General features: G+C 40.9%; 13 protein-coding genes. 10 read left to right on the top strand and 3 right to left on the bottom strand.

Annotated features, from left to right (window positions below; all coding sequences use genetic code 11):
• Nucleotides 1-34 precede the first annotated feature (34 nt).
• Complete coding sequence (locus ACX27_RS14485; RefSeq protein ID WP_083468744.1) at nt 35-6655, bottom strand: non-ribosomal peptide synthetase; 6621 nt, start codon at nt 6653-6655, stop codon at nt 35-37.
• 984 nt (nt 6656-7639) lie between these two features.
• On the opposite strand from ACX27_RS14485, the gene ACX27_RS14480 reads away from it, so the two are divergent.
• The 3 genes from ACX27_RS14480 (at nt 7640) to ACX27_RS14470 (ending at nt 12537) form a co-directional block, all read left to right on the top strand.
• Nucleotides 7640-10318 carry a TonB-dependent siderophore receptor gene (locus ACX27_RS14480; protein WP_062293663.1) on the top strand — a complete coding sequence of 893 codons (2679 nt, stop codon included), beginning with the start codon at nt 7640-7642 and terminating at the stop codon, nt 10316-10318.
• 283 nt (nt 10319-10601) lie between these two features.
• Nucleotides 10602-11591, top strand: a complete 990-nt coding sequence (locus tag ACX27_RS14475; protein ID WP_062298343.1) for an iron-siderophore ABC transporter substrate-binding protein — start codon at nt 10602-10604, stop codon at nt 11589-11591.
• 289 nt (nt 11592-11880) lie between these two features.
• The gene (locus ACX27_RS14470) at nt 11881-12537 is read left to right on the top strand and encodes a DUF938 domain-containing protein (protein ID WP_062293661.1); all 657 of its coding nucleotides are present in this window, start codon (nt 11881-11883) and stop codon (nt 12535-12537) included.
• On the opposite strand, the gene pdxR is transcribed toward ACX27_RS14470, so the two are convergent.
• Nucleotides 12534-14000: a MocR-like pyridoxine biosynthesis transcription factor PdxR gene (gene pdxR, locus ACX27_RS14465; protein WP_062293658.1), complete on the bottom strand. Its 1467-nt coding sequence runs from the start codon at nt 13998-14000 to the stop codon at nt 12534-12536. The genes ACX27_RS14470 and pdxR overlap by 4 nt on opposite strands.
• Nucleotides 14001-14103: 103 nt before the next feature.
• Here pdxR and ACX27_RS14460 point away from each other — a divergent pair, with 103 nt between their 5' ends.
• The gene (locus ACX27_RS14460) at nt 14104-14772 is read left to right on the top strand and encodes a pyridoxamine 5'-phosphate oxidase family protein (RefSeq protein WP_062293655.1); all 669 of its coding nucleotides are present in this window, start codon (nt 14104-14106) and stop codon (nt 14770-14772) included.
• A gap of 11 nt (nt 14773-14783) precedes the next feature.
• On the opposite strand, the gene ACX27_RS14455 is transcribed toward ACX27_RS14460, so the two are convergent.
• Nucleotides 14784-15986 carry an anion transporter gene (locus tag ACX27_RS14455; protein ID WP_062293654.1) on the bottom strand — a complete coding sequence of 401 codons (1203 nt, stop codon included), beginning with the start codon at nt 15984-15986 and terminating at the stop codon, nt 14784-14786.
• A 412-nt stretch (nt 15987-16398) separates the two neighbouring features.
• On the opposite strand from ACX27_RS14455, the gene ACX27_RS34910 reads away from it, so the two are divergent.
• The 6 genes from ACX27_RS34910 (at nt 16399) to ACX27_RS14430 (ending at nt 21842) form a co-directional block, all read left to right on the top strand.
• Nucleotides 16399-16527, top strand: a complete 129-nt coding sequence (locus tag ACX27_RS34910) for a hypothetical protein (RefSeq protein ID WP_256364397.1) — start codon at nt 16399-16401, stop codon at nt 16525-16527.
• Between the two features lie 84 nt (nt 16528-16611).
• Nucleotides 16612-16968: a hypothetical protein gene (locus tag ACX27_RS14450; RefSeq protein ID WP_144427460.1), complete on the top strand. Its 357-nt coding sequence runs from the start codon at nt 16612-16614 to the stop codon at nt 16966-16968.
• Between the two features lie 544 nt (nt 16969-17512).
• Nucleotides 17513-18325, top strand: a complete 813-nt coding sequence (locus tag ACX27_RS14445) for a carbonic anhydrase (RefSeq protein WP_062293649.1) — start codon at nt 17513-17515, stop codon at nt 18323-18325.
• A 562-nt stretch (nt 18326-18887) separates the two neighbouring features.
• Nucleotides 18888-20159, top strand: a complete 1272-nt coding sequence (locus tag ACX27_RS14440; RefSeq protein WP_062293647.1) for a glycosyltransferase family 4 protein — start codon at nt 18888-18890, stop codon at nt 20157-20159.
• 724 nt (nt 20160-20883) lie between these two features.
• Nucleotides 20884-21345, top strand: a complete 462-nt coding sequence (rsfS, locus tag ACX27_RS14435; RefSeq protein ID WP_062293644.1) for a ribosome silencing factor — start codon at nt 20884-20886, stop codon at nt 21343-21345.
• Nucleotides 21342-21842, top strand: coding sequence for a CGLD27 family protein (locus ACX27_RS14430; protein WP_062293641.1), 501 nt, complete (start codon nt 21342-21344; stop codon nt 21840-21842). Before rsfS ends, ACX27_RS14430 begins: the two co-directional genes overlap by 4 nt.
• The last annotated feature ends 35 nt before the right edge of the window (nt 21843-21877 follow it).

The following is a 21877-nucleotide window of genomic DNA, read 5'->3' as shown; positions in this document are numbered from 1 at the left end:
TCCGCATAGTTTTAATGAGGGTTATTTCTCTGTTTTATTTGCGTAAATTACGAGTTTGTTTTTTCCTGTTTAAAGCCGATTTCTGTTTTTCAGAACGGGTACGAATTTCTTGAAAAGACTGTTGTTCTTGCTGTTCTTGACTAAGATGTTTGGCCAACAAACTAATACTAGGATATTGAAACATTTCTACTACTGAGATATCACGTTGTAGTTTTTCTCGTAATTGGGCGTTTACCTGAGAAATCAACAAAGAATGTCCGCCCAAATCGAAAAAGTTATCGTTAATACTAACTTTTTCGATACCTAGTACTGTTTGCCATGTATCAGCAATGGTCTGCTGTAGCTCTGTTTCAGGTGCTACATAGAGGTTGTTTTGGGTAGCGTAACTTTCTGGCAATGGTAAGACGCGACGATTGACTTTGCCATTTGGGGTTAAAGGTAGTGCGTCTAAGAAGATAAAAGTACTTGGCACCATGTACTCAGGTAGTTTTTCTTTGAGAAAATCTCGGAGTTGAGGTACTCGTTCACGCGCTAAGTTTCCTTGCCAGGGAGTGTTAGCGTAATTGTGCCAAGGACGAGATGGAGGAGGTACAGCAGCAGGTAAACATAAACACTCAGCAGCATCAGGTGTAGATCGCTTAAATATCACATCATAGCGATCGCCCGCACCAGTGTTTGACCAGGTAATTTGGACTGAATAAGGGAGGTCTTTTTCTAATGCCCAGAAGTCTTCTGGCTCTACGCCTCGATCTTCAAGATATCTGAAACACTGCTTGATCTCACCTACCGTTTCTGGTTTTTCACTATTTGCCAACCACTGCACGAGCTGAACATCTGCGATCGTGCGGGCATTCGGTACACCAGTAATACCTAAAAATTGGGGTGCAGTTTCTTCTAGAATACAGCGAACGGAAGAAAGGGTTAGCTCTTGTTTGTGCCAATCTAGCCAGGATATCTCCGCCGTCGAAGTTGGTTGATCGTCCACATGAAGAATCACGTCGTAACGAAATTTAGTTAATTCATTGTGAGAACAACCACGCTCTAGCAGAATGTCAACATGACTGATTTTAGGTAAATGCTGTTTGAGGGCTGTGAAGAAAGCGGGGTCGATGACTAATTGTTTCTCTTCAAACAACTGTTTCTGCACACGCTGTTGTAAGGCCTCTTTAGAAAGATTGTCTGGAGATCGATAAAGTTGAACTGAGGCATGGAAGGCTTCTAAGAGGGGCAGACTGCGAACATCTCCCAGGAAAATGAAGCCACCTGGTTCTACAGCTTTGACTGCCTTCTCCAAAACCTGGAGCAAATAGTCAATGCTTGGGAAGTACTGAGCCACAGAGACAATTAACACGCCATCAAAGCTATTCTCTGCCACATCATCAAAATCTAAAGCACTTCTTTGACTGAGTGTGACTCCTGCTAATGGCTGCTCTAGGGTGTCTAACTGCTGTTGGAGAATTTGCAGGGCATTTTGTGAGGGGTCTGTTGCCCAGTATTGCTGACAATGGGGGGAAATGCTGAAAAGCATTAGTCCGCTACCACCACAACCGATTTCTAAAACCCGGTTGGGCTGTAAACCTAAGATGCGCCCGGTGGTTTGCTTCATCCACTCATGCACTTGTTCATCTGGAATAGATGCTCCTGTGTAGCTGCTTTCCCAACCTTTGATATAAAAACCAGAGTTTTGAGAAGTATCAAACTTTTTATAGAGACTATCAAAGACAGTTTGCCACTGCAAGGTTTGTTGAGTGTCTAAGGCTTCTACTTTTTCTGGGTGATACTGTCCGACAACATAAGCAATCAATCGCTGATGATCTGAGCGATCGCGATGAGCAACAACTACCGCTTCTCGAACACTTGGGTGTTGATTTAGTAAAGTTTCTATTTCTCCTAATTCAATGCGGAAACCTCGAATCTTAACTTGATGATCAATACGTCCGAGAAATTCTATGTTGCCATCAGGCAGGTAGCGGACTAAATCGCCTGTTTTGTAAAGACGCTCTCCAGGTTTTGAATTGTAAGGATTAGGAATAAACTTTTCTGCTGTTAAGTCTGGTCGCTTCAGGTAGCCTCTAGTGACACCGACACCTCCAATATATAATTCGCCAGGAGTTCCTACAGGCACTAGTTGTAGATTGGAGTCGAGGATGTAAGTTTGAACTTGAGGAATAGCTTTGCCAATTGGCACTTCGCCCGGTGTTGGTACTGATAAGTCACAAAGTGTTGCCACAATAGTTGTCTCTGTAGGGCCGTAGCTATTGAGAAGACGTACTTTTTGACCAATAGTCTGCTGCCAAGTTGTCAAGTGCTTTCTGTTGGCTTTTTCGCCACCAATAATCACTAATCTCAGAGAATCAGGAATTGCCAAATTTGCTGTTGCTAATTCAGCAGTAACTTGATGCCAAAAAGCGGTAGGTAAATCCAGAACAGTGACTCTGTAATCGCGGCATTGCTGTAAAAATTGCGGTATTGAACTTAACATTTCCTCTGTCCGCAATATGAGACTAGCACCGCAAACTAGACAGGGAAATATTTCTTCCGCCGCAGTATCAAAACTGATGGAGGCAAATTGCAAAATGCGATCGCTCGCCTTCAATCCAAACTCCATACATGCAGTATTGATATAACTACTTAAAGAATAGTGCTGAATCATTACCCCTTTGGGTTTTCCCGTGGAGCCGGATGTATAAATTACATAAGCGAGATTTTCCGGTTGTGTCTGATGAATTGGGTTTTCTGGGCTTTCACGCGAAATAATTTCCCAGTCTGTATCTAAGCAAATGACTTGAGCTTGATGTTCGGGGAGTTTCTCAGCTTGTGTTGACTTAGTGAGTAAAACTGAAACCTGGGCATCTTTTAACATCAAAGCGAGACGTTCTTGGGGATAAGCCGGATCGAGAGGTAAATATGCACCTCCGGCTTTGAGAATCGCCAACAGTCCAACCACCATCTCTAAAGAGCGTTCTATACAAATTCCTACTAAAACTTCTGGTCTAACTCCCAGGGTTTTGAGGTAGTTTGCTAATTGATTTGAACGCTGATTTAACTCTCTGTAAGTTAAAGACTGATTTCCAAAAATGACTGCTACTGCATCTGGTGTCTGTTCTACCTGGGCTGCAAATTGTTGGTGAATGCACGGTTGAGGTTGGTAATTGGAGATTTGCGATTGATTTGTACTAAATTCTAGTAACTCCTGACGATCTACCTCACTCAAAAGTGGTAAATTAGATAGCCGAGTTTGAGAATCAGCCGCAATTCCTGAGAGCAAATTCTCAAAGTGTCTCAGCATCTTCGCGATCGTCGCAGCATCAAATAGGTCAGTATTGTAATGGAAGGATGCCGCCACTCCTTGATGTGTAATATCAATAGAAAGACTCAAATCAAACTGTGCTGTTTTGGTGTCGATTTTGACCCAACTTACCGCCAAACCAGGCATTTCTGGTAAATTGGAGTAATCTTGGATATTAAACATGACTTGAAACAGGGGTGTGCGACTGGTATCGCGTTCTGGTTGTACTGCTTCTACTAATTGGTCAAAGGGTAAATCCTGGTGTGTGTAGGCTTCTAAAGCTACCTTTTTAACTCGCTTAAGTAACTCGTCAAAAGTTGGGTCGCCACTCAGGTCTGTACGTAGCACCAAAGTATTGACGAAAAAGCCAATTAACCCTTTAATTTCATCACGATTACGGTTAGCAATTGGTGAACCGACAGCAATATCATCTTGTCTGGTGTAGCGATAGAGGAAAGTTTGAAATGCTGCCAATAGCAACATATATAAAGTTACACCCTTTTGATGCGTGATCGCCTTGAGTCTATTGATCAGTACTTCAGACAATTCGAGTGATTGTTGAGCGCCATTTGAGGTTTGTACCGTCGGTCTTGGTCGGTCAGTGGGTAATTGTAATGCTGTTGGTATATCTTGCAGTTGTTTCTTCCAATAAGAAAGTTGAGTTTGTAGAATTTCTCCTTGCAACCATTGTCTCTGCCAATGGGCAAAATCTTTGTATTGGATAGAAATTTCTGGTAAAGATGAAGCAGTTCCAGTTAAGAATGCTTTGTACAGCGATGCTATCTCTTGTAAAAAGACTTCACTAGACCAACCATCAGAGATGATGTGGTGCATTTCCAGTAATAAAATATGCTCTTGTGGTGCAAGGCGCAAAAGTTCAGCACGTAATAATGGCCCCTTGGTTAAATCAAAAGGTTGTTGGCTTTGCTCAGTCAAGAATTGCTGGACTGGGGATGCAATATGCTTTTGATAATCGATTACTGATAAGAATAATTTGAGGGAAGGAGTGATAATTTGTACTGGCTGTCCGTTGACAACATTCAATGTGGTTCTGAGGGCTTCATGTCGTCGGACAATTTCGTTTAAACTTTGTTCTAACAAGATGATGTCAAGCTCACCTTGGAGATTTACAGCTAAGGAAATATTGTAAGCTGGGTTCCCTGGTTGTAATCGGTCGAGGAACCATAGTCTTTGCTGTGCAAAAGACAAAGGATAAACTTCGGCTTGTGGAATTGGTTTTAGAGGTACAGCAGGAATGAAAGCTGCTGCTGTTATCTGTGTGAGGATTTTAGCCGCCAGCGATCGCGGACTCATCCCTTCAAACAAGTCTGCAATGGATATTTCTACTTCTAAGTCAACCTCAACCCGGTTTTTCAACTCAAATACTTTTAAAGAATCTAGTCCAAGGGTGCTGAATGGCGCTTGGGGAGAAATATTATCTGGTGCGATCGCTAAAATATTGGCTATCTGTGCAATTAAATATTGTTCTAAAACTGTCTGACGTTCTTGTATAGCCAGTGTCAACAGTTGAGAATGCTGTAATTGAATCGACTCTTGGACAAGATCACTAGTTTTTATAATATTGCTGGCAACTATACTGAGTTCGCCATTCTCAAACTGTGCGCGAGTTGCGCGGCGTTGAATCTTACCACTGGAAGTTTTGCAAATTGTACCTGGTTTAATTAAAACAACTCCATAAACTTGTACTTCATGTTCTTCCGTCACCGCTTGACGAATCGCATTAATGACTGTTTCTAAATTTGGCTTGGCGCGAAACTCTAATTCTTGTACAACTACTAGCTTTTCTTCGTGGTTAACTAAAATTGTAAATGCGGCATTCGCACCGAGACGCAAGGATGAATGACTGCGTTCAGCCGTTAATTCTATATCTTGCGGGTAAAGGTTGCGACCACGAATAATAATTAAATCTTTCGCTCTCCCTGTAATAAATAATTCTCCATCTTGCAAAAAGCCTAAATCTCCTGTCCGCAGGAATGGCCCTTCGCCGGTATCTGCTAAATAAGCCCCGAATGTCTCTGCGGTTTCTGCTGGACGATGCCAATATCCTTGACCAACACTCAATCCAGCTACCCAAATTTCCCCAATTTCATCAGGTTGACAAGTTTTGAGTGTGTCTGGATTGGTAATTACTACCTTCTGGTCGGGAATAATTTGACCGCAACCGACAAAGTAAGATGTATCATCTCCCCCAACCGCCGGTGACTCGACAACTTGATGAGATGCTAATGCAGATTTCTGCAATGCTTTGATTTTTGGTGGCGCAGCCTTCTTTACACCAGTAACCATCAGAGTTGTTTCCGCCATACCATAACAAGGATAAAAAGCTTCTTTGCGGAAGCCACACTCTGCAAAAGCCTCTGCAAACCGCTCTAATGTATCGTGGCGAATTGGTTCTGCACCATTAAACGCTACATTCCAACTACTTAAGTCAAGAGTTGCTTTCTGTTCAGGTGTGATTTTCTGCACACATAAATCATAAGCAAAATTAGGGCCGCCACTGGTTGTCCCGCGATAGTGAGAAATTGCCTGCAACCAACGATAAGGACGTTGGAGAAAAGCCGCAGGCGGCATAATAATGCAAGGGAAACCGCCATACAAAGGTTGCAATATCCCACCAATTAGACCCATATCATGGTACATCGGTAGCCAAGTCACAAACTTACTGGCTGGCGAATGCTCCATAAATTGGCGAGTTGTTTGAGCATTGTGCAGTAAGTTTCCATGACTAATCATCACACCCTTGGGTGTTCCTGTTGAGCCAGAGGTATATTGCAGAAAGGCTAAACTATTTCTATCAATATGGGGTTGTTGCCAATTGTCTTCTATCCCTGGAGCAATATTATCCGTTGTCAGCCATTGCAACGATGTTAAGTCAGTCTTTTGACTCATTAAAGACTGCACATTCGATAATATATCTGTTGTTGTCAGTGCGATCGCGGCTTGTGCATCTTGAGCGATCGCCTGAATTCTCGGTGTGTTACGCTGATTTCTCGGAGGATAAGCAGTAACAGCTACAACTCCCGCATATAAACAACCGAAAAAAGCAATTAAAAAATCTAGTCCCGCCGGATAAAGCAGTAAAGCACGTTCCCCTGCTAAACCCATAGCTTGCAATTGTGCAGCAGTTCTTCTAGCAAGCCTATCCAACTCTTGATAAGTTAGCTGCGCTTGTTCTGTTTCCCCATCTAGTAAAAAAGTGAAAATATCTTGATTTCCTTGGGTAGAACTTCTCAAACCTAGGAGTTCAACAACTGTAGAACATTTGCTGAGACGAAATTCATCGTTGGTGTAGCTTGTCGCAGAGAAGACATCGCTTGGTTGAAAGCTATGAGAATATTGATTCATTTTTAGATGACTAGATGCACTTTAATGCACTACTTATTTTTATCTAGACTCTATAAATCTGTTCAGATAAAAATAAGCAGTTAAGAACCAGCAGTAAAACTGTATTTACTGCTCAAAATCCTAGAGCGAATATCAGAGCGATAATTTTACAACAACACACTATCAATCACGGCGATATCCGACTCTGAGCAAACTACAAGGTTTAGCCAGGGTTAGCTCATTTTCTGGAATACTCGATTCAAGTTAACTCTACCTGGGAATCTTCCCATCCAGCACCCCCTAAGAACAGCTACTAACAACGGTTTTCGTGCAGAACATACCTGAAAGCCTGAAACTCTGCAATTAACCCCCTGAATTTAACAGAGTTAGATAAAAGCACCCTGTTAGCTACAACTGCCAAGGGTTAAGCTCTTGCTTGAGTCAACCACTAACAGCACTCAAAGTATGATTTGCAAAGATTTCTTCTAAAAATAAGTCTCAATATTATTGAGATTTACTTTCACTTAACATCTATCAACTTAACGACAATTAATTGCTTTAGCAATAGGGTTATTATATTAATTAATTATCAATAAATCAGAAAAACATCATTTTTACCTATTTCATACATCCCTGTGAGTAGCAGACTAAAAGCTTGACGATTCAGCAATTAGATGCCTAGTAAAATTCATTGGCTAGTCCACTATATATATTTATCCCAAGATTTTTGGTGGTTTGACAACCAATTAATACTCTCTAAAGAAAGTAGCTGTAGCAATTGTCATGATTTAAATCTGTGTATCAAGCAAGCATACTACATCAGCATAAGTCCCGATTTGTAACCAGATAATAGACTGCTAATTGAAATAAATTCTCTACTATCTTGTGTTTTGTATTACTTCATACTATGATTAAACTCACTTAAAGTTAGTTGACAATAACTGTCACTAGTTGCTGTTCGTCTTCGGTAACGAGCAGGTGATCTTATTAGGTATGGGGACATAAATGAAAATAGACCAATTATTTCACAGCCTTCTGCTGACAAGTGCGATTGTTTGTTTGATTGGCACTGCCGTTAAAGCCGAGGACGTAGAAGAAGATGGAATAGTCCAACCCTTAGCTCTCAAGGGAGAAGAGTTGAGAGATGAAAAATTAACAAACAACATTCCCCAACTGAACGAAATCAAATTACCTGGGACTAGCGCCTGGATGTTGGTACAAACACCAACCACCCCTACAAATCCAGAACCCAGCAGTCAAACTCAAGTTGTACCAATTACAGGAGTCAAAGCAACTCCCACAGATAAAGGTGTGGAGATCATTTTAGAGACTACTGTTGGAGAACAACTACAAGTCATCAATCGTAGTAGCGGTAATAATTTTATTGCAGATATTCCTAATGCTCAGTTGCGTTTACCATCGGGAGATACTTACACATTTCGCTCTGATAAACCCCTAGCAGAAATTACTGAAATAACAGTTACAAATATTGATGCCAACACTGTGCGCGTGACTGTGGTGGGAGAGAAAGCAGCACCGACAGTTGAGTTGTTTGATGATAATACAGGTTTGATTTTTGCTGTAGCATCGACAACAACAGCAATGCAACCCAGCGAAACACAGCCACCTCCAGAACAGCCAGCCAGTGAAACACCCTCAGAAACTTCTTCCGAAACACCAACAGCACCACCGGATGAACCGATTGAGTTGGTAGTAACAGGAGAACAAGATAGATATCGTGTGCCGGAAGCGAGTACGGTGACGCGGACGGATACACCACTACGGGATGTTCCCCAATCGATTCAGATTATTCCGCAAGAAGTGTTGCGGGATCAACGGGCTGATACTTCCACTGCGCTTTTGAACGCTCCAAGTGTACGTAACTCCGCACCTTCTAACTTTGACTCATTGAGGTTGCGAGTAAGAGGATTTCTCAGCCAACCTACTCTTGATGGGATTAAAGAGACTAATGGTTTAGGCTCTAACGTTGGGCCTGATCTGACCGGAATTGAAAGAATCGAAGTTTTACAAGGCCCCAACTCGGTTTTATTTGGGTCAACATCTCCAGGAGGAACAGTCAACTTTGTCACAAAACAGCCTCTACGAGATCCTTACTATTTTGTCGAAGCAACTGTAGGTAGTTTTGACTTTTATCGTGGTGAGATCGATTTGTCTGGGCCATTGGACGAAGATAAGAAAGCTCTATATCGGCTGAACGCATCTTATCGGGATCAAGGGTTTTTCACTGACCGCAGCCAAACGAGAAACTTAGTAATTGCGCCTGTTTTAAGTCTGGCATTAACCGAAAATACGAATCTGAGCATTGAATCAACTTATAAGTATTTGCAGCAAGAAGACTACAATTTGGGCTTACCTGCATTGGGAACCATCTTTACAAATCCTAATGGTCAGATACCCCGGAGCCGGATTACAAATGAAGGCAACCTGGATGTGACAAATGCCAGGATTGGATATCGGTTAGAGCATAAATTTAATGAGAATTGGTCGATTAATAATTCCTTTCGATATGGATACCTGAACTATGATGCTTCTGGGGTCAATATCGGTACTCGACTTTTGAGTGATAATCGTACACTCCTGAGAACATCCAACGATTCTAATGATCGGTATCGTGACTATAGATTAACGACGAATGTAATTGGTAAATTTGATACAGGTTCAATCAAGCATCAATTACTATTTGGTGTTGATTTAGGCAGGCTGAACAATACCTTAAAATTTACAGGTAGATCAGGCGCACCCATTGATATTTTTAATCCTATTTACGGTCAACCGCGTGGAGACGTGACATTTGAGCTTGATACCAAGACAGTAACTGATGAGCTTGGGATTGTCTTACAAGATCAAGTGGCGATCGCAGATAATTTAAAGCTACTCGTAAGTGGCCGATTTGATGTCTTTACCCAAACTGACCAAGATTTTCTTGCTGGCACAGAAACCAGTCAAACTGTCAGTGCTTGGAGTCCGCGTGTGGGCATTGTATATCAGCCAATCCAGCCGATTTCTCTATATGCCAATTACAGTCGTTCCTTTGAGCCAGCGATTGGTAGAGCCTTTGATGGTAGTGATTTTGAGCCTACAAGGGGTACACAGTATGAGGTTGGGATCAAAGCAGATTTGAATAGTCGGCTTTCGACTACCCTAGCTTTTTATGACATTACCCAATCGAATGTTTTAACTGACGATCCCGATAACCTCGGCTTTTCGATTCAAACTGGAGAACAGCGCAGCCAAGGTCTGGAATTCAGCATTACCGGGGAAATTTTACCGGGATGGAATGTCTTTGCTAGTTATGCCTATAACGATGCTCGTGTGACAGCAGATAATAGCATTCCTGTTGGCAATCGCGTACTCCAGACAACTCCTCATGCTGCTAGTTTATGGACAACCTACGAAATTCAACGAGGCAATTTGCAGGGTTTAGGTTTTGGTTTGGGATTGTTTTATGTAGGCGATCGCGCGGGAGATACCGGGAATACATTTGAAGTCCCCAGCTATTTAACAACTAATGCTGCTGTCTTCTACAAACAAGACGGATTCCGTGCGGCAATCAATATCAGAAACCTCTTTGACGTAAACTATTTTGAAAATTCTTTCAATCGTTTTCGAGTTTCTTATGGTGAGCCATTTACAATTCAAGGCACTATTTCTTGGACGTTTTGATAATTGAATTTGTCAAAATTCAGGAGTCAGAATAAGAGCGTAGGGAAAAAAACCGCCACTAATTGGAGACCAATAAATCTTCTCCTATCGGAGACGCTACGCTAACGATTTAGTGTGGTGTTTCACCACTTATTCATCTTCCATTCGCCAAAAGGTAAATTTCTGAATTCTGGTTTCTGACTCCTGAATTCTATTTTGATAAAACCCTCAGACTGAAAGTCTGGCGCTATAAAAACAAAGACCATCTTTGCCGGCTAATTATATTGATATCCAGCACAAAGTTATGAAATTGATTTCCCGTCACTTTATTGCCCTATTTTTGTGCGGAATTTTGACATTTACGCTGGTTTGGGTTGTTAGTCAAAGTTTGACTCCAAAAGTCAGTAACTCAAACTCTCTGCAAAAAAGTGTTGCATGTCGAGTAGTTCAGCATGTCAAAGGAGAAAGTTGTATTCCCCTCAACCCAAAACGAATTGTCACCTTAGATTTCAATAGTTTTGCTGCTGTTATAGCTTTAGATATCAAACCGATCGCAACTTGGATCACTAATGAAATCGAAAGTGATTTTGAGTACTTTCAAGGAAAAGCAGATGGAGTAGAAATTATCCGCAGTTCTAGTGGTCAAATTAACTTAGAAAAACTTCTTTTGTTGCGTCCTGACTTAATTATAGTCGTGTCTCAACCATTCTTTAACAGAATTTATCAATATACATCAAAAATTGCACCTACAGTAGTTTTACCTTGGATAGAAACTAAAGGAAATTGGCAACAACACATCCAAGATATGGCAAATATTTTCCAGAAAAAGCAGACAGCTACAGAACTTATGGATAAATATAACCAACGTATTAATAACTTAAAGCAAATAGTTAATCATAATCAGCAAGAACTCCGGATATCATTTGCTTATGTGGCGGCTGGAAAATTAGTGATCACTCGGAAACAATCTTTTGCTGGCAAAATTTTGGACGATATTGGCATATTAAATCCAATTTTTGCAGAATCAGGTGACATGGATTTAGCAATTTCTGAGGAACTTTTACCCAAGATTGACAGTAATATTTTATTTATTGCACCTCTGCGAAAAGATGATAACTCTGTGATTCATAAACTGCAACAAAAACCTATATGGTCAAAACTCAAAGCTGTGCAGCAAAATCGAGTATATTTAGTAGATTTTTCTGTCTGGCGTGGACTGAATATTCTGGCAGCTTATGAGTTACTGGATGAACTTTATCAATCTCTCTTAAAAATTAGTCAATTTGCTGTGTAGGGTTTATTCTGTTAGTGAATTACAGACAATCATAATTAACCACAGAGAAATTTGTACATCAACAGACTAGAACACCAATTCATCAATGCCTTCGTGGATATTAAAAGACTGCTTGGTGTCGCTATCTGCAAAAGTTAATCAGGAATGATGAAGCGATCGCACACATCCCTATAAGATATTACAAAGAGCGATCGCTATCTGCAAAAATTCCTCAAAAAAAATACTAGGAGCAAAAATTTACAGTGTAACTGCCATCATAGCCGTGAAATCAACTCATAAAACCACAAGCATGACAACACAAGACGCACGACAATCTGCCCCAGCTACCGAGCGCAATCGCCAACCAATTCTCGAAGTCCTTTTAAAAGTATTGCCTGACAGTGGAACAGTCTTGGAAATTGCCAGTGGTACAGGTGAACACGCAGTTTATTTTGCATCACAACTCAGGAATGTGATGTGGTTGCCAACAGATGTCAGTCCCCAAGCCAGAGCTAGTATAGTTGCCTGGACTGAACACTATGAATGTCAAAACGTTTATCCACCACTGGAACTTGATGCTAAGGAACCTGTGTGGGTAGTAGAGCAAGAAACAACAACCCAGTTGCTAAATAATTCGCCCATTGTCGCCATCGTCAATATTAATATGATTCACATTTCACCTTGGTCAGCCTGTTTAGGGCTGATGGCAGGGGCGAGTCGTATTTTACCTGTGGGCGGTATTCTCTACTTATATGGGCCTTTTAAACAAGGTGGAGTACATACAGCCCCAAGTAATGCTGCTTTTGATGAATATTTACGTTCCCAAAACCCAGAATGGGGTGTGCGTAATTTAGATGATGTCATAGCCGCCGCTCAAACCGAGCATCTTGTCTTGAAACAGATTTACGAAATGCCAGCAAATAATCTCTCCGTAGTTTTTGAACGGATTGATATCATGTCCACTTAATCAATTAAAATCACCTGAGCTAATCGACGTACTCCCTCTTGGATTTTCTGATGACTGAGTTCAGCATATCCAAAGATAAATTCACTACCAGGGCTATCTTTTAAATATTGAGGAGATGCTGCCCCAATATTCACTCCAGCCAGAGCAGCACGCTGAACTATTTCATCATCACTGAGTTTGGTATTGAATTTGACCATTAAGTGCATTCCGGCGTTTTCCCCTAGTATTTTGATTGTGTCGCCAAAATGCTCAGATAAAGACTGTACCAAAGTTTGCCTACGTCCATCATAGAGCGATCGCATCCGTCTAATATGCCGTTCTAAATGTCCTTCGGTAATAAAATCAGTCAGAGCATATTGTTCTAATAAACTGCATTGCCGATCTGCTAACCATTTCCCACGGGCAAATATTGGTACTAAATCTGGGGGTAAAACTAAGTAACCCAGACGTAAAGCGGGAAATAAAACCTTAGAAAATGTACCGACATAAATGACTGAATTACCTTGGTCTAATCCTTGCAATGCCGGAATCGGTCGTTCACCATAACGATACTCGCTATCATAGTCATCTTCAATAATCATCACCCCTGATTTTTTTGCCCAAGCTAGTAACTCTAACCTGCGAGTCAGAGATAGTGTTGCACCTGTGGGAAATTGGTGTGATGGGGTGACATAAACAAGCTTAATGTTAGGAATTATACCAGCTGCTAAATGATTGATGATTAATCCTGACTGATCTACGCCTACAGGAAATAAATTAGCTCCCTGGGATAAAAAAGCTCGTCTAGCACTTAAATATCCTGGCTCTTCCACTGCTATGCAATCACCAGGGTTAATTAATATACGAGTAATTAAGTCAATCCCCTGTTGTGAACCACCCACAATTATGATTTGCTCAGAGTTGCATTTCACGGCTCTAGAACGAGATAGATAAGCTGCGATCGCTTCCCGCAAAACTTGATAACCTTGTGAATTGTAAGTATAATCAAGCACTGACTTACTAGACTGACAATGGCGAGATAAAAGCTTACGCCACAACTTAATCGGAAACTCATCAAAAGCGGGTCGTCCATAACTAAAGCTAATCTCTACATCTGTTTCGGGGATGTGTAAAAATTTACCCTGAATCAACCTTTCACCATAGCTTGACAAGGATATGGGATGCGGATTTGCTGGTAATTTTGCTTGAATAGGTGCGGTGTTAAGTAATTCATCAGGGAGTTGACGACAGACAAAAGTCCCTGAACCAACACTGGTTTCCAGATAACCTTCACTCAGAAGCATCTCATAACTTTGGGTAACGGTGGTGCGAGAAACACCAAGTAATTGAGCCAGTACACGAGTTGAAGGTAGCTTTTCGCCTGGAGTTAATCTACCTGTAAGAATTGCTTGACGAATTTCTATATAAACTTGGCGATGTAAAGGTAAGGCGGCTTGGGAATCAATACTAATCACAAAATCCATTGGAGTATTACCGAAAGTGGACTGGTAGTTTAATTGAAAAGTGGCTCTTGTATCACTCCACTTACCTGATTACTCTAACGATATAGAGTAAGAACTTTTAGTTATGCCTCAACCAAAAGCGCCCAGTCCAAGAACCACAGTTAAACGTATACCCCAAAGAGCCAATTACGAAAGTGAGACCATTTATCAAATATTAGATGAAGGATTAGTCTGTCATATCGGTTTTATTGCTGATGGACAGCCTGTTGTCATTCCAACAGCCTATGGGCGGGTTGAAGATACATTGTATATTCATGGTTCACCCGCTAGTCGAATGTTGCGATCGCTACAACAAGGTATTGATGTTTGCATCACCGTAACTTTAATTGATGGGTTGGTATTAGCGCGATCGGCATTTCACCATTCCATGAATTATCGCTCAGTAGTCATTTTTGGTAAAGCAACTTTAATCGAGGATGCAGCCCAGAAATTAGCAGCCTTGCAAGCATTTACAGAACATATCATTTTAGGAAGATGGCAGGAAGTGCGATCGCCCAATCATCAAGAATTATCTAGAACGATAGTTTTATCTTTGCCCCTGACAGAAGCCAGCGCCAAGATTCGTACTGGAGGGCCAATTGATGATGAACTTGATTATCAAATACCAGTCTGGGCTGGGGAAATTCCCTTAAAATTTACTGCGGCTGTACCCATAAACGATGCTAAATTAGCCCCCAATATTGCAGTACCGACCAATCTCAAAAACTATACCAGACCACAGAAACTTGACTAATGTAAATAAATTCACCAAACTCTGAGTTTAAAAATCCAAAAATAGGTAAGCGCCAGAGTCACAACAGTTAGCGGTAGCCCAAATCGCAGATGTTCACCAAAGGTCAGCCGATATCCCTTCTTTGCAACTGCCTCCGCTACAATCAAATTGGCAACAGAACCCAACAGCGTTAAATTTCCTGCTAGTGTGGAAGCCGCAGCTAGTAGTAGCCAAGTTTGCTTGTCAGGTTGGGGGATGAGGTGATGTAGTAGCAGTACTGCCGGGACATTAGAAACGAGATTCGACAACAACACTGTAATTCCCAAAATACTCCAGGGAGTATGAACGAAACGGGAAAACCATTCCAGCACCCCCAATTTTTGGACACCTTCAGTCAGGATAAACAACCCACAAAACATCAATAGCAAATCCCAATCAATCTTTTGCAAAATTCGCGCTGGTTTGATACGACGTGTGACGAGTAATAATCCAGCCGCAATTAGGGTAGCTTCCGCCGTGGGAATCCCCAACAAAAAAGCTATCAACAATCCCGTAGTAATTAATAAACTCTTGGCTAACAAAGGCCTGAAGGTGCGATAGCGTGGTAGTTCGACTTTTAAATAAGGACTCAGCGATCGCACCTCTGGATACAACCACCATAACCAACCTACCTGAATTACCAAACCTATTAAAGCTAGTGGTGTCAAAGCTTTGGCAAAGTCTAGATAACTAATCCCAGAAAAAGAACCAATTAAAATATTCTGCGGATTACCACTAAGGGTAGCAACAGAACCCAGATTAGTTGCACCAGCCAACGCCAACAAATAGGGAACAGGATTGAGACTGAGTAACTGAGTGATGCCGACTACCAGAGGCGTGAGGATAAGGGCGATCGTATCATTGAGAAATAATGCTGAGAGAAAGCCACTGCCGAAAGTTAAGACTATTAATAACCCTAATGGACTGTGGACATAACGGATCGTGTAATCAACAGCCAACTGGAAAAAACCAGACGCTGTCAGATTAGCACTAATGATCATCATCCCAAACAAGAAGACAAGAGTCTTGTAGTCAATAGCACTCCACGCCGCAGATAAATCCAGTAATCCCAATGCCATTAAAAAAGCCGCACCCACAAGGGCGATTGTGGCACGATTCATCCGTAGTCCAGGTAAATAGCCCAGTCCTAAACCAATGTAAGTCAGTAAAATTACTAAGTATCGTAGAACTACCATTGCCTACTTTCCCGCCCTAGCTAACAGAGATGTAGATTGAAGTTCTAGCATCCAGAACCAGGATAAAGCTAAACCAGAGGAGGCGATCGCAGTCATACTTACAAAAGCCACCTGATCTCATTAGAGATTTAACTGTCTACCAATCAAATTAAAACTGCCCTGGAGGATCACCAGAGCAGTAATGAGAGAAGGAAAGATAGATTTAAGGAAGGAAATATGAGAGTTTAGTTTTTGGCTTACATATAGTAAATTTGCTATGTATTGAGATACATCTTCAGTTATCTGCTTTCCGGGAAGACAGCAAAAAATTTTTGGCTTTGTTCTCAGCACCAGTTATTTGCTTGACGATGACTGACACAAAGCATAAGTTACTGCTTGCTTGAATGGGTTATGATGGCGGAAAAATCCAGCTATGACGCGCCGAAATCCACTGCTAATATTTATTTTGATAGCTCCATTTTTAGCGATCGCAGTCATCAACACACCTTTTATTCCCAGTTGGCAATCTTCTCAAGGTTTAATTTTTTTTGGAATTTGCTGACTCGCTGTAGTGTTAGGCATTGTATTCTTAAACCAGCCTCAGCCTGTACCTATATTTAAGACCAAGATTTTCCTAACACTTTACTTGTTATTATCAATTGGAATATTTTTACTGATACTATATATTTGGGCAGTTTCGGGAATTTTCGATTTTAATTTCAAGCAAGTAATTCAATATCCAGGCTACTCTAAAACTTTTTACCTTTATGAGCAGACTTGTTTTCCCCCTGATACTGCGACAGAATGCGGCGATTATCGTGGCAAGGTAAATACAAAAATCAGTTTTCTGCCAATTATGACTACCAAGTTTCAATGTCGCTGTTTATTTGGTGAACCAGATCATATTGATAATACAGTAGTCATTCCTTTAGAAGCAAATTTAGATAAAGATAAATCATCTGTAGTGATGAATCTGAATACTGGAGAAGTCATTCAAAAATAACTATCGCATTCACAATCATCCATAATTACTCTGCCAAAGTTAGTTTTTTAGCGAGTTATATTTTTTGCAATCACTACACACATTGATCAGTTAATATTGACAACTCTTTAATAATTAGAACTTAAACAAAAAACCTCTCAAACTCTCATTTCTCTGTGAACTCCCGAAGTTTGCTCAACGCGGGGAACCCGCGCACGCAACTTCTCTCTGCGTCTGGAGTGGTACCCTCCGGGAAGCCGCTTGCGCGTCTACGATTTTCCGTATCCTGTGCGTAAGTCCGGATAATTACAGCACCAAATTACCCTATGATATAAAAGTCGTTTATCACTGCTTCTGACTGCTCAAAGCTCAAAAGTCATTTTTAATTAGCAAGCTGCTACTGTTTTGCAAAAGTAACACTAACTCAACAACAAGGCTGACGCTCCTAATGTTGGCAAAAACCTGCTAATTCTCACGCTCATCAGTCTACATTTGAGATTATCTCACCCTCAATGAATATTGTTTGATTCAGTAACTCACCTACAAATATTTCTGGAACTTGGTAATGAAAAAATTAATTAAAGGTCTGCGTGAATTTAAATCTAGTTATTTTTCAACGCACCAAGAATTGTTTGAGCAACTCTCACATGGTCAAAAACCTAGAGTATTGTTTATCACTTGTTCCGATTCACGTCTTGACCCAAATCTCATTACACAAGCGCAAGTTGGTGAATTATTCGTTATCCGCAATGCAGGTAATATTATTCCTCCTTACGGGGCAACTAATGGTGGTGAAGGTGCAACTATTGAATATGCAGTTCAAGCTTTAGGAATTCAGCAAATTATTATCTGTGGTCACTCTCATTGCGGTGCGATGAAAGGACTCCTGAAATTACAGAGTCTGCGAGAGGATTTACCACTAGTTTATGATTGGCTTAAATATGCAGAAGCAACTCGTAGGCTAGTTTTAGACCACTACAGTCATTATCAGTCTGAAGAATTGTTAGAAATTATGATTGCGGAAAACGTTCTCACACAAATTGAGAATTTACGGACATATCCCGTCATTCACTCCAAGCTTTACCAAGGTCAACTGAAAATTTATGCGTGGATTTATCACATTGAGTCAGGAGAAGTTTTAGCATACGATCCTCATAAACACGCATACGTCTTACCTCAAAGCCAAATTGCGGAGTTAGAAACAGAAGATACCATCCTCAATCCATTTCCCAATTGTGATGTAGAAATTCGTTCTCAAGCAGATGAAGTGACACAAACTCAGGAATTTACAATAGCAGGATCTGAACGCTTCCCAATACCACGTCTTTCTCCAGAGCAAAGAGAGCGAATTTATCGAGGTTCAAACCACTCAAATTAATCTTTAATCATTCGCTCACAAGGTACTGTTTTCTACAAATCTCAGCATAAGCCTTGTGAGCTTGCTGACAATACCCCGCCACTTTCAAAACATCACTTGAGTAATTAAATTACCATTTTCCCAATAAAGTATTTATACGTAACTCAATAAATTACTTAGCCTAGGAATTATATTTGACTTGTGAAAAAAACTTATATATCTGTAAACGGGGTGTTCATGACTATATTCGGAATTTATGAAAAATTGGAATAAGAATTCCCAAACTATGTAAAGCTCAGACATGAAGTAGGACTACTACATTCATTAATTTTTGATATTTTAACTATTTACTGATTGCAAAAACAGTCTGAATTTTTTCAGTGCCTACTTACTTGTTACTGTAAATAGTCAAGTAATAAATTTATTAAGTAATATCTCCGCAATTCCCAACAAATTTTACTCAATCTTCAACGATGAACCACTGACATTAAAAGAGACTAAAGAGAAAATTAAAGTCAGGTGCAACAAAATGCAGCACAACATCATTGTTATCCAAAAAGCCAGGGACTCTGACTGATTTCTTATGCGGATATTAATTTACTCCTACAACTACTATCCAGAACCAATTGGTATTGCCCCGTTGATGACGGAATTAGCAGAAGGACTGGCCAAGCGAGGGCATGAAGTGCGCGTCGTCACCGCCATGCCAAATTATCCTGAACGCCAAATTTACGAGGGTTATCGGGGCAAATTCTACCTAAATGAGTACAAAAATGGCGTTCAAATCCAACGCAGTTATGTTTGGATTCGGCCACAACCGAATCTGTTGGATCGGATAATGCTTGATGCTAGTTTTGTTGTTACAAGTTTTTTACCTGCTTTATTCGGATGGCGACCAGATGTAATTTTATCAACGTCACCATCTCTACCTGTATGTGTACCTGCGGCTTTACTCGGATGGTTACGTGCTTGCCCAGTGGTACTAAATCTTCAAGATATCCTACCAGAAGCAGCAGTTCATGTTGGACTACTGAAAAATAAATTACTCATCAAAGTATTTGCTGCGTTAGAAAAATTTGCTTACCATTCAGCTACAAAAATTAGCGTTATTGCTGATGGGTTTGTCGAAAATTTACTATCTAAGGGTGTAGAAGCGGATAAAATCGAGCAAATTCCTAACTGGGTTGATGTCAACTTCATTCGTCCTTTACCTAAAGAAGACAATCCCTTCCGTAATACACACAATCTCAACGGTAAGTTTGTCGTTCAATATTCTGGCAACATTGCGCTCACTCAAGGTTTAGAAACAGTAATTCAGGCGGCAGCGAAATTACGAGATATTACAGATATTGCTTTTGTGATTGTGGGTGAGGCTAAAGGTTTAAAAAGATTACAACAGTATTGTTTAGAATGCGGTGCAGATAATGTGTTATTACTGCCATTTCAACCGCGTGCAGAACTACCACAAATGTTGGCAGCGGCTGATGTTGGTTTAGTTGTGCAGAAGAAGAATGTGATTTCTTTCAATATGCCATCCAAAATCCAGGTTTTGCTTGCTAGTGGCCGAGCAATAGTCGCCTCCGTTCCCGAAAATGGCACCGCAGCCAGAGCCATCAGACAAAGTGGTGGTGGGGTTATCGTTCCGCCAGAAGATGCCCAAGCTTTAGCCGCATCTATCTTAGAGCTTTATAAACATCCTGAAAAGGTAAAAACTTTGGGCTATAACAGCCGTCAGTATGCTGTGGAGCAGTATGCTTTTGATCAAGCCTTAAATCACTATGAGGCTTTGTTTGAATCAGTGACTTCTGATAGTCAAGTAATTGAAGCTAAAGTAGTTTCCAAACAAGAGGTATAATATAGTTTCCGGGAAAAGATTTATCATAAAAACCACAGGCGGCAGGGTGCAGAGTGAGAAAGAGTTTTGTCTTGCTGCACAGATATGCGTCAGTCATAACTGATTTGCCGAGCATAATTATGACTCTAGGACTTACGCAAAATTATGAAAAAACGTAGACGCGCAAGCGGCTTCCCGAAGGTACCGCAAAGACACGAAGTTATAAGAGTTTGAGAGAGTTCTTGCGTAAGTCCTAAACTCTTACAAGCTGACTATGGTTAAAAGTCAATAATGACTTACCAAAAAAATTTAGGTGCGGAATTACTGTTAATACGTCTTCAAGCTGCACATTATCTGGTTGAGACTGTCATTAGTCATTTGTCCCTTGTCCTTTTTAGATCCAACATGACCAATGACAAAGCACAAAATCTGGATGGAGGCTGTCGGCGATCAAAAACTTAGCACAATCATGACCGACTCATCCTTGAGATAGAATATGGAATATCCTAAGATTTTAATGGGGAAATAATTCGCTACAATTCTTGGTAAAAGTTTACTGCTTGATTTGGTGATCAGACTTGAGCTTTGAGCTATTTAGTCTGATTTTTAGTTGCATCCCAAACAGCTCATGTTGAACTAACAGCATTAACATATGTTTTTTTGTTAGTATTCAAAAAAACAGTTGTTGTTCAATTGTTGTTGGTGAGTAATTATAAAATAAAAGGGATCAAGCACCTGAGGTTTAATGTCTGATTATATCCAAGGAAATCTCCCATTACAGTCTGTGTCGGAGAAAGACAGTCCACTCAAAAGCCTAGATGGAGGGATGAAAGATTTGAGTGGGCAATTAGCTATAACTGTTGCTGACGCAGCATCAGATCGCAAAGCAGGAGATATTGTGGTACTGAGAGTAGCCGATGTATCTTACCTGGCAGATTATTTTGTGATGTTGACTGGTTACTCTAGGGTGCAAGTCAGGGCGATCGCTCAAGCAATAGAAGATAAAGTCGAAACTGAATGGCAACGTCGTCCTTTACGCACAGAAGGCAAAGCAGAAGGCAGTTGGGTATTGCAAGATTACGGTGATGTAATTGTTCATATCATGATGCCCAAGGAACGAGAGTTTTATAATTTAGAAGCGTTCTGGGTCAATGCCGAACGTATTGCCGTTCCAAACGCCGATGAGGGTGGGGGTAAGCCAATATGATGAGGTCTTCGGTGTCCAATTGTCCGGTTCCTACAGACCAACAACCACTAAATGAGTACGAAGAATTAAAAACTTCCTGGCTGTTTCGTGATTGCACTTTAAATTGGCGCGAATATCTCACAAACATTGCTTGGATTTGGGGTTTTTCTTGGCTGTTGTCTGGCCCTGTAGCCGCAGCCAGCTTTCCACCACAAAAATATGCTGCCCATTTTGTCTTGTGTGGAGCCGCAGGAGCAAGTCTGGGAGTAATTTTTGTTTTATTACGTATGTACTTAGGGTGGCGTTATGTCCGCGATCGCCTCTACAGCAAGACTGTATTTTATGAAGAGTCCGGCTGGTATGATGGTCAAACCTGGATCAAACCTCAAGAGGTTTTGGCTCGCGATCGCTTGATTGTCACCTACGAAATTAAGCCAATTCTGCAACGGTTACAATTTACCTTTGCTGGCTTGGCGGGAATGTACCTAATTGGTACTATAGTTTGGCATTTGTTTTAAATAGTCCACAGTCAAGAGGAGCTAGTGTGTTGGGT

This window comes from Nostoc piscinale CENA21 (genome assembly GCF_001298445.1).
GTDB classification, from domain to species: Bacteria; Cyanobacteriota; Cyanobacteriia; order Cyanobacteriales; family Nostocaceae; genus Nostoc_B; species Nostoc_B piscinale_A.
The sequence above is the reverse complement of the archived record's forward strand: the minus strand, read 5'-3'. Positions and strand labels throughout refer to the sequence as shown.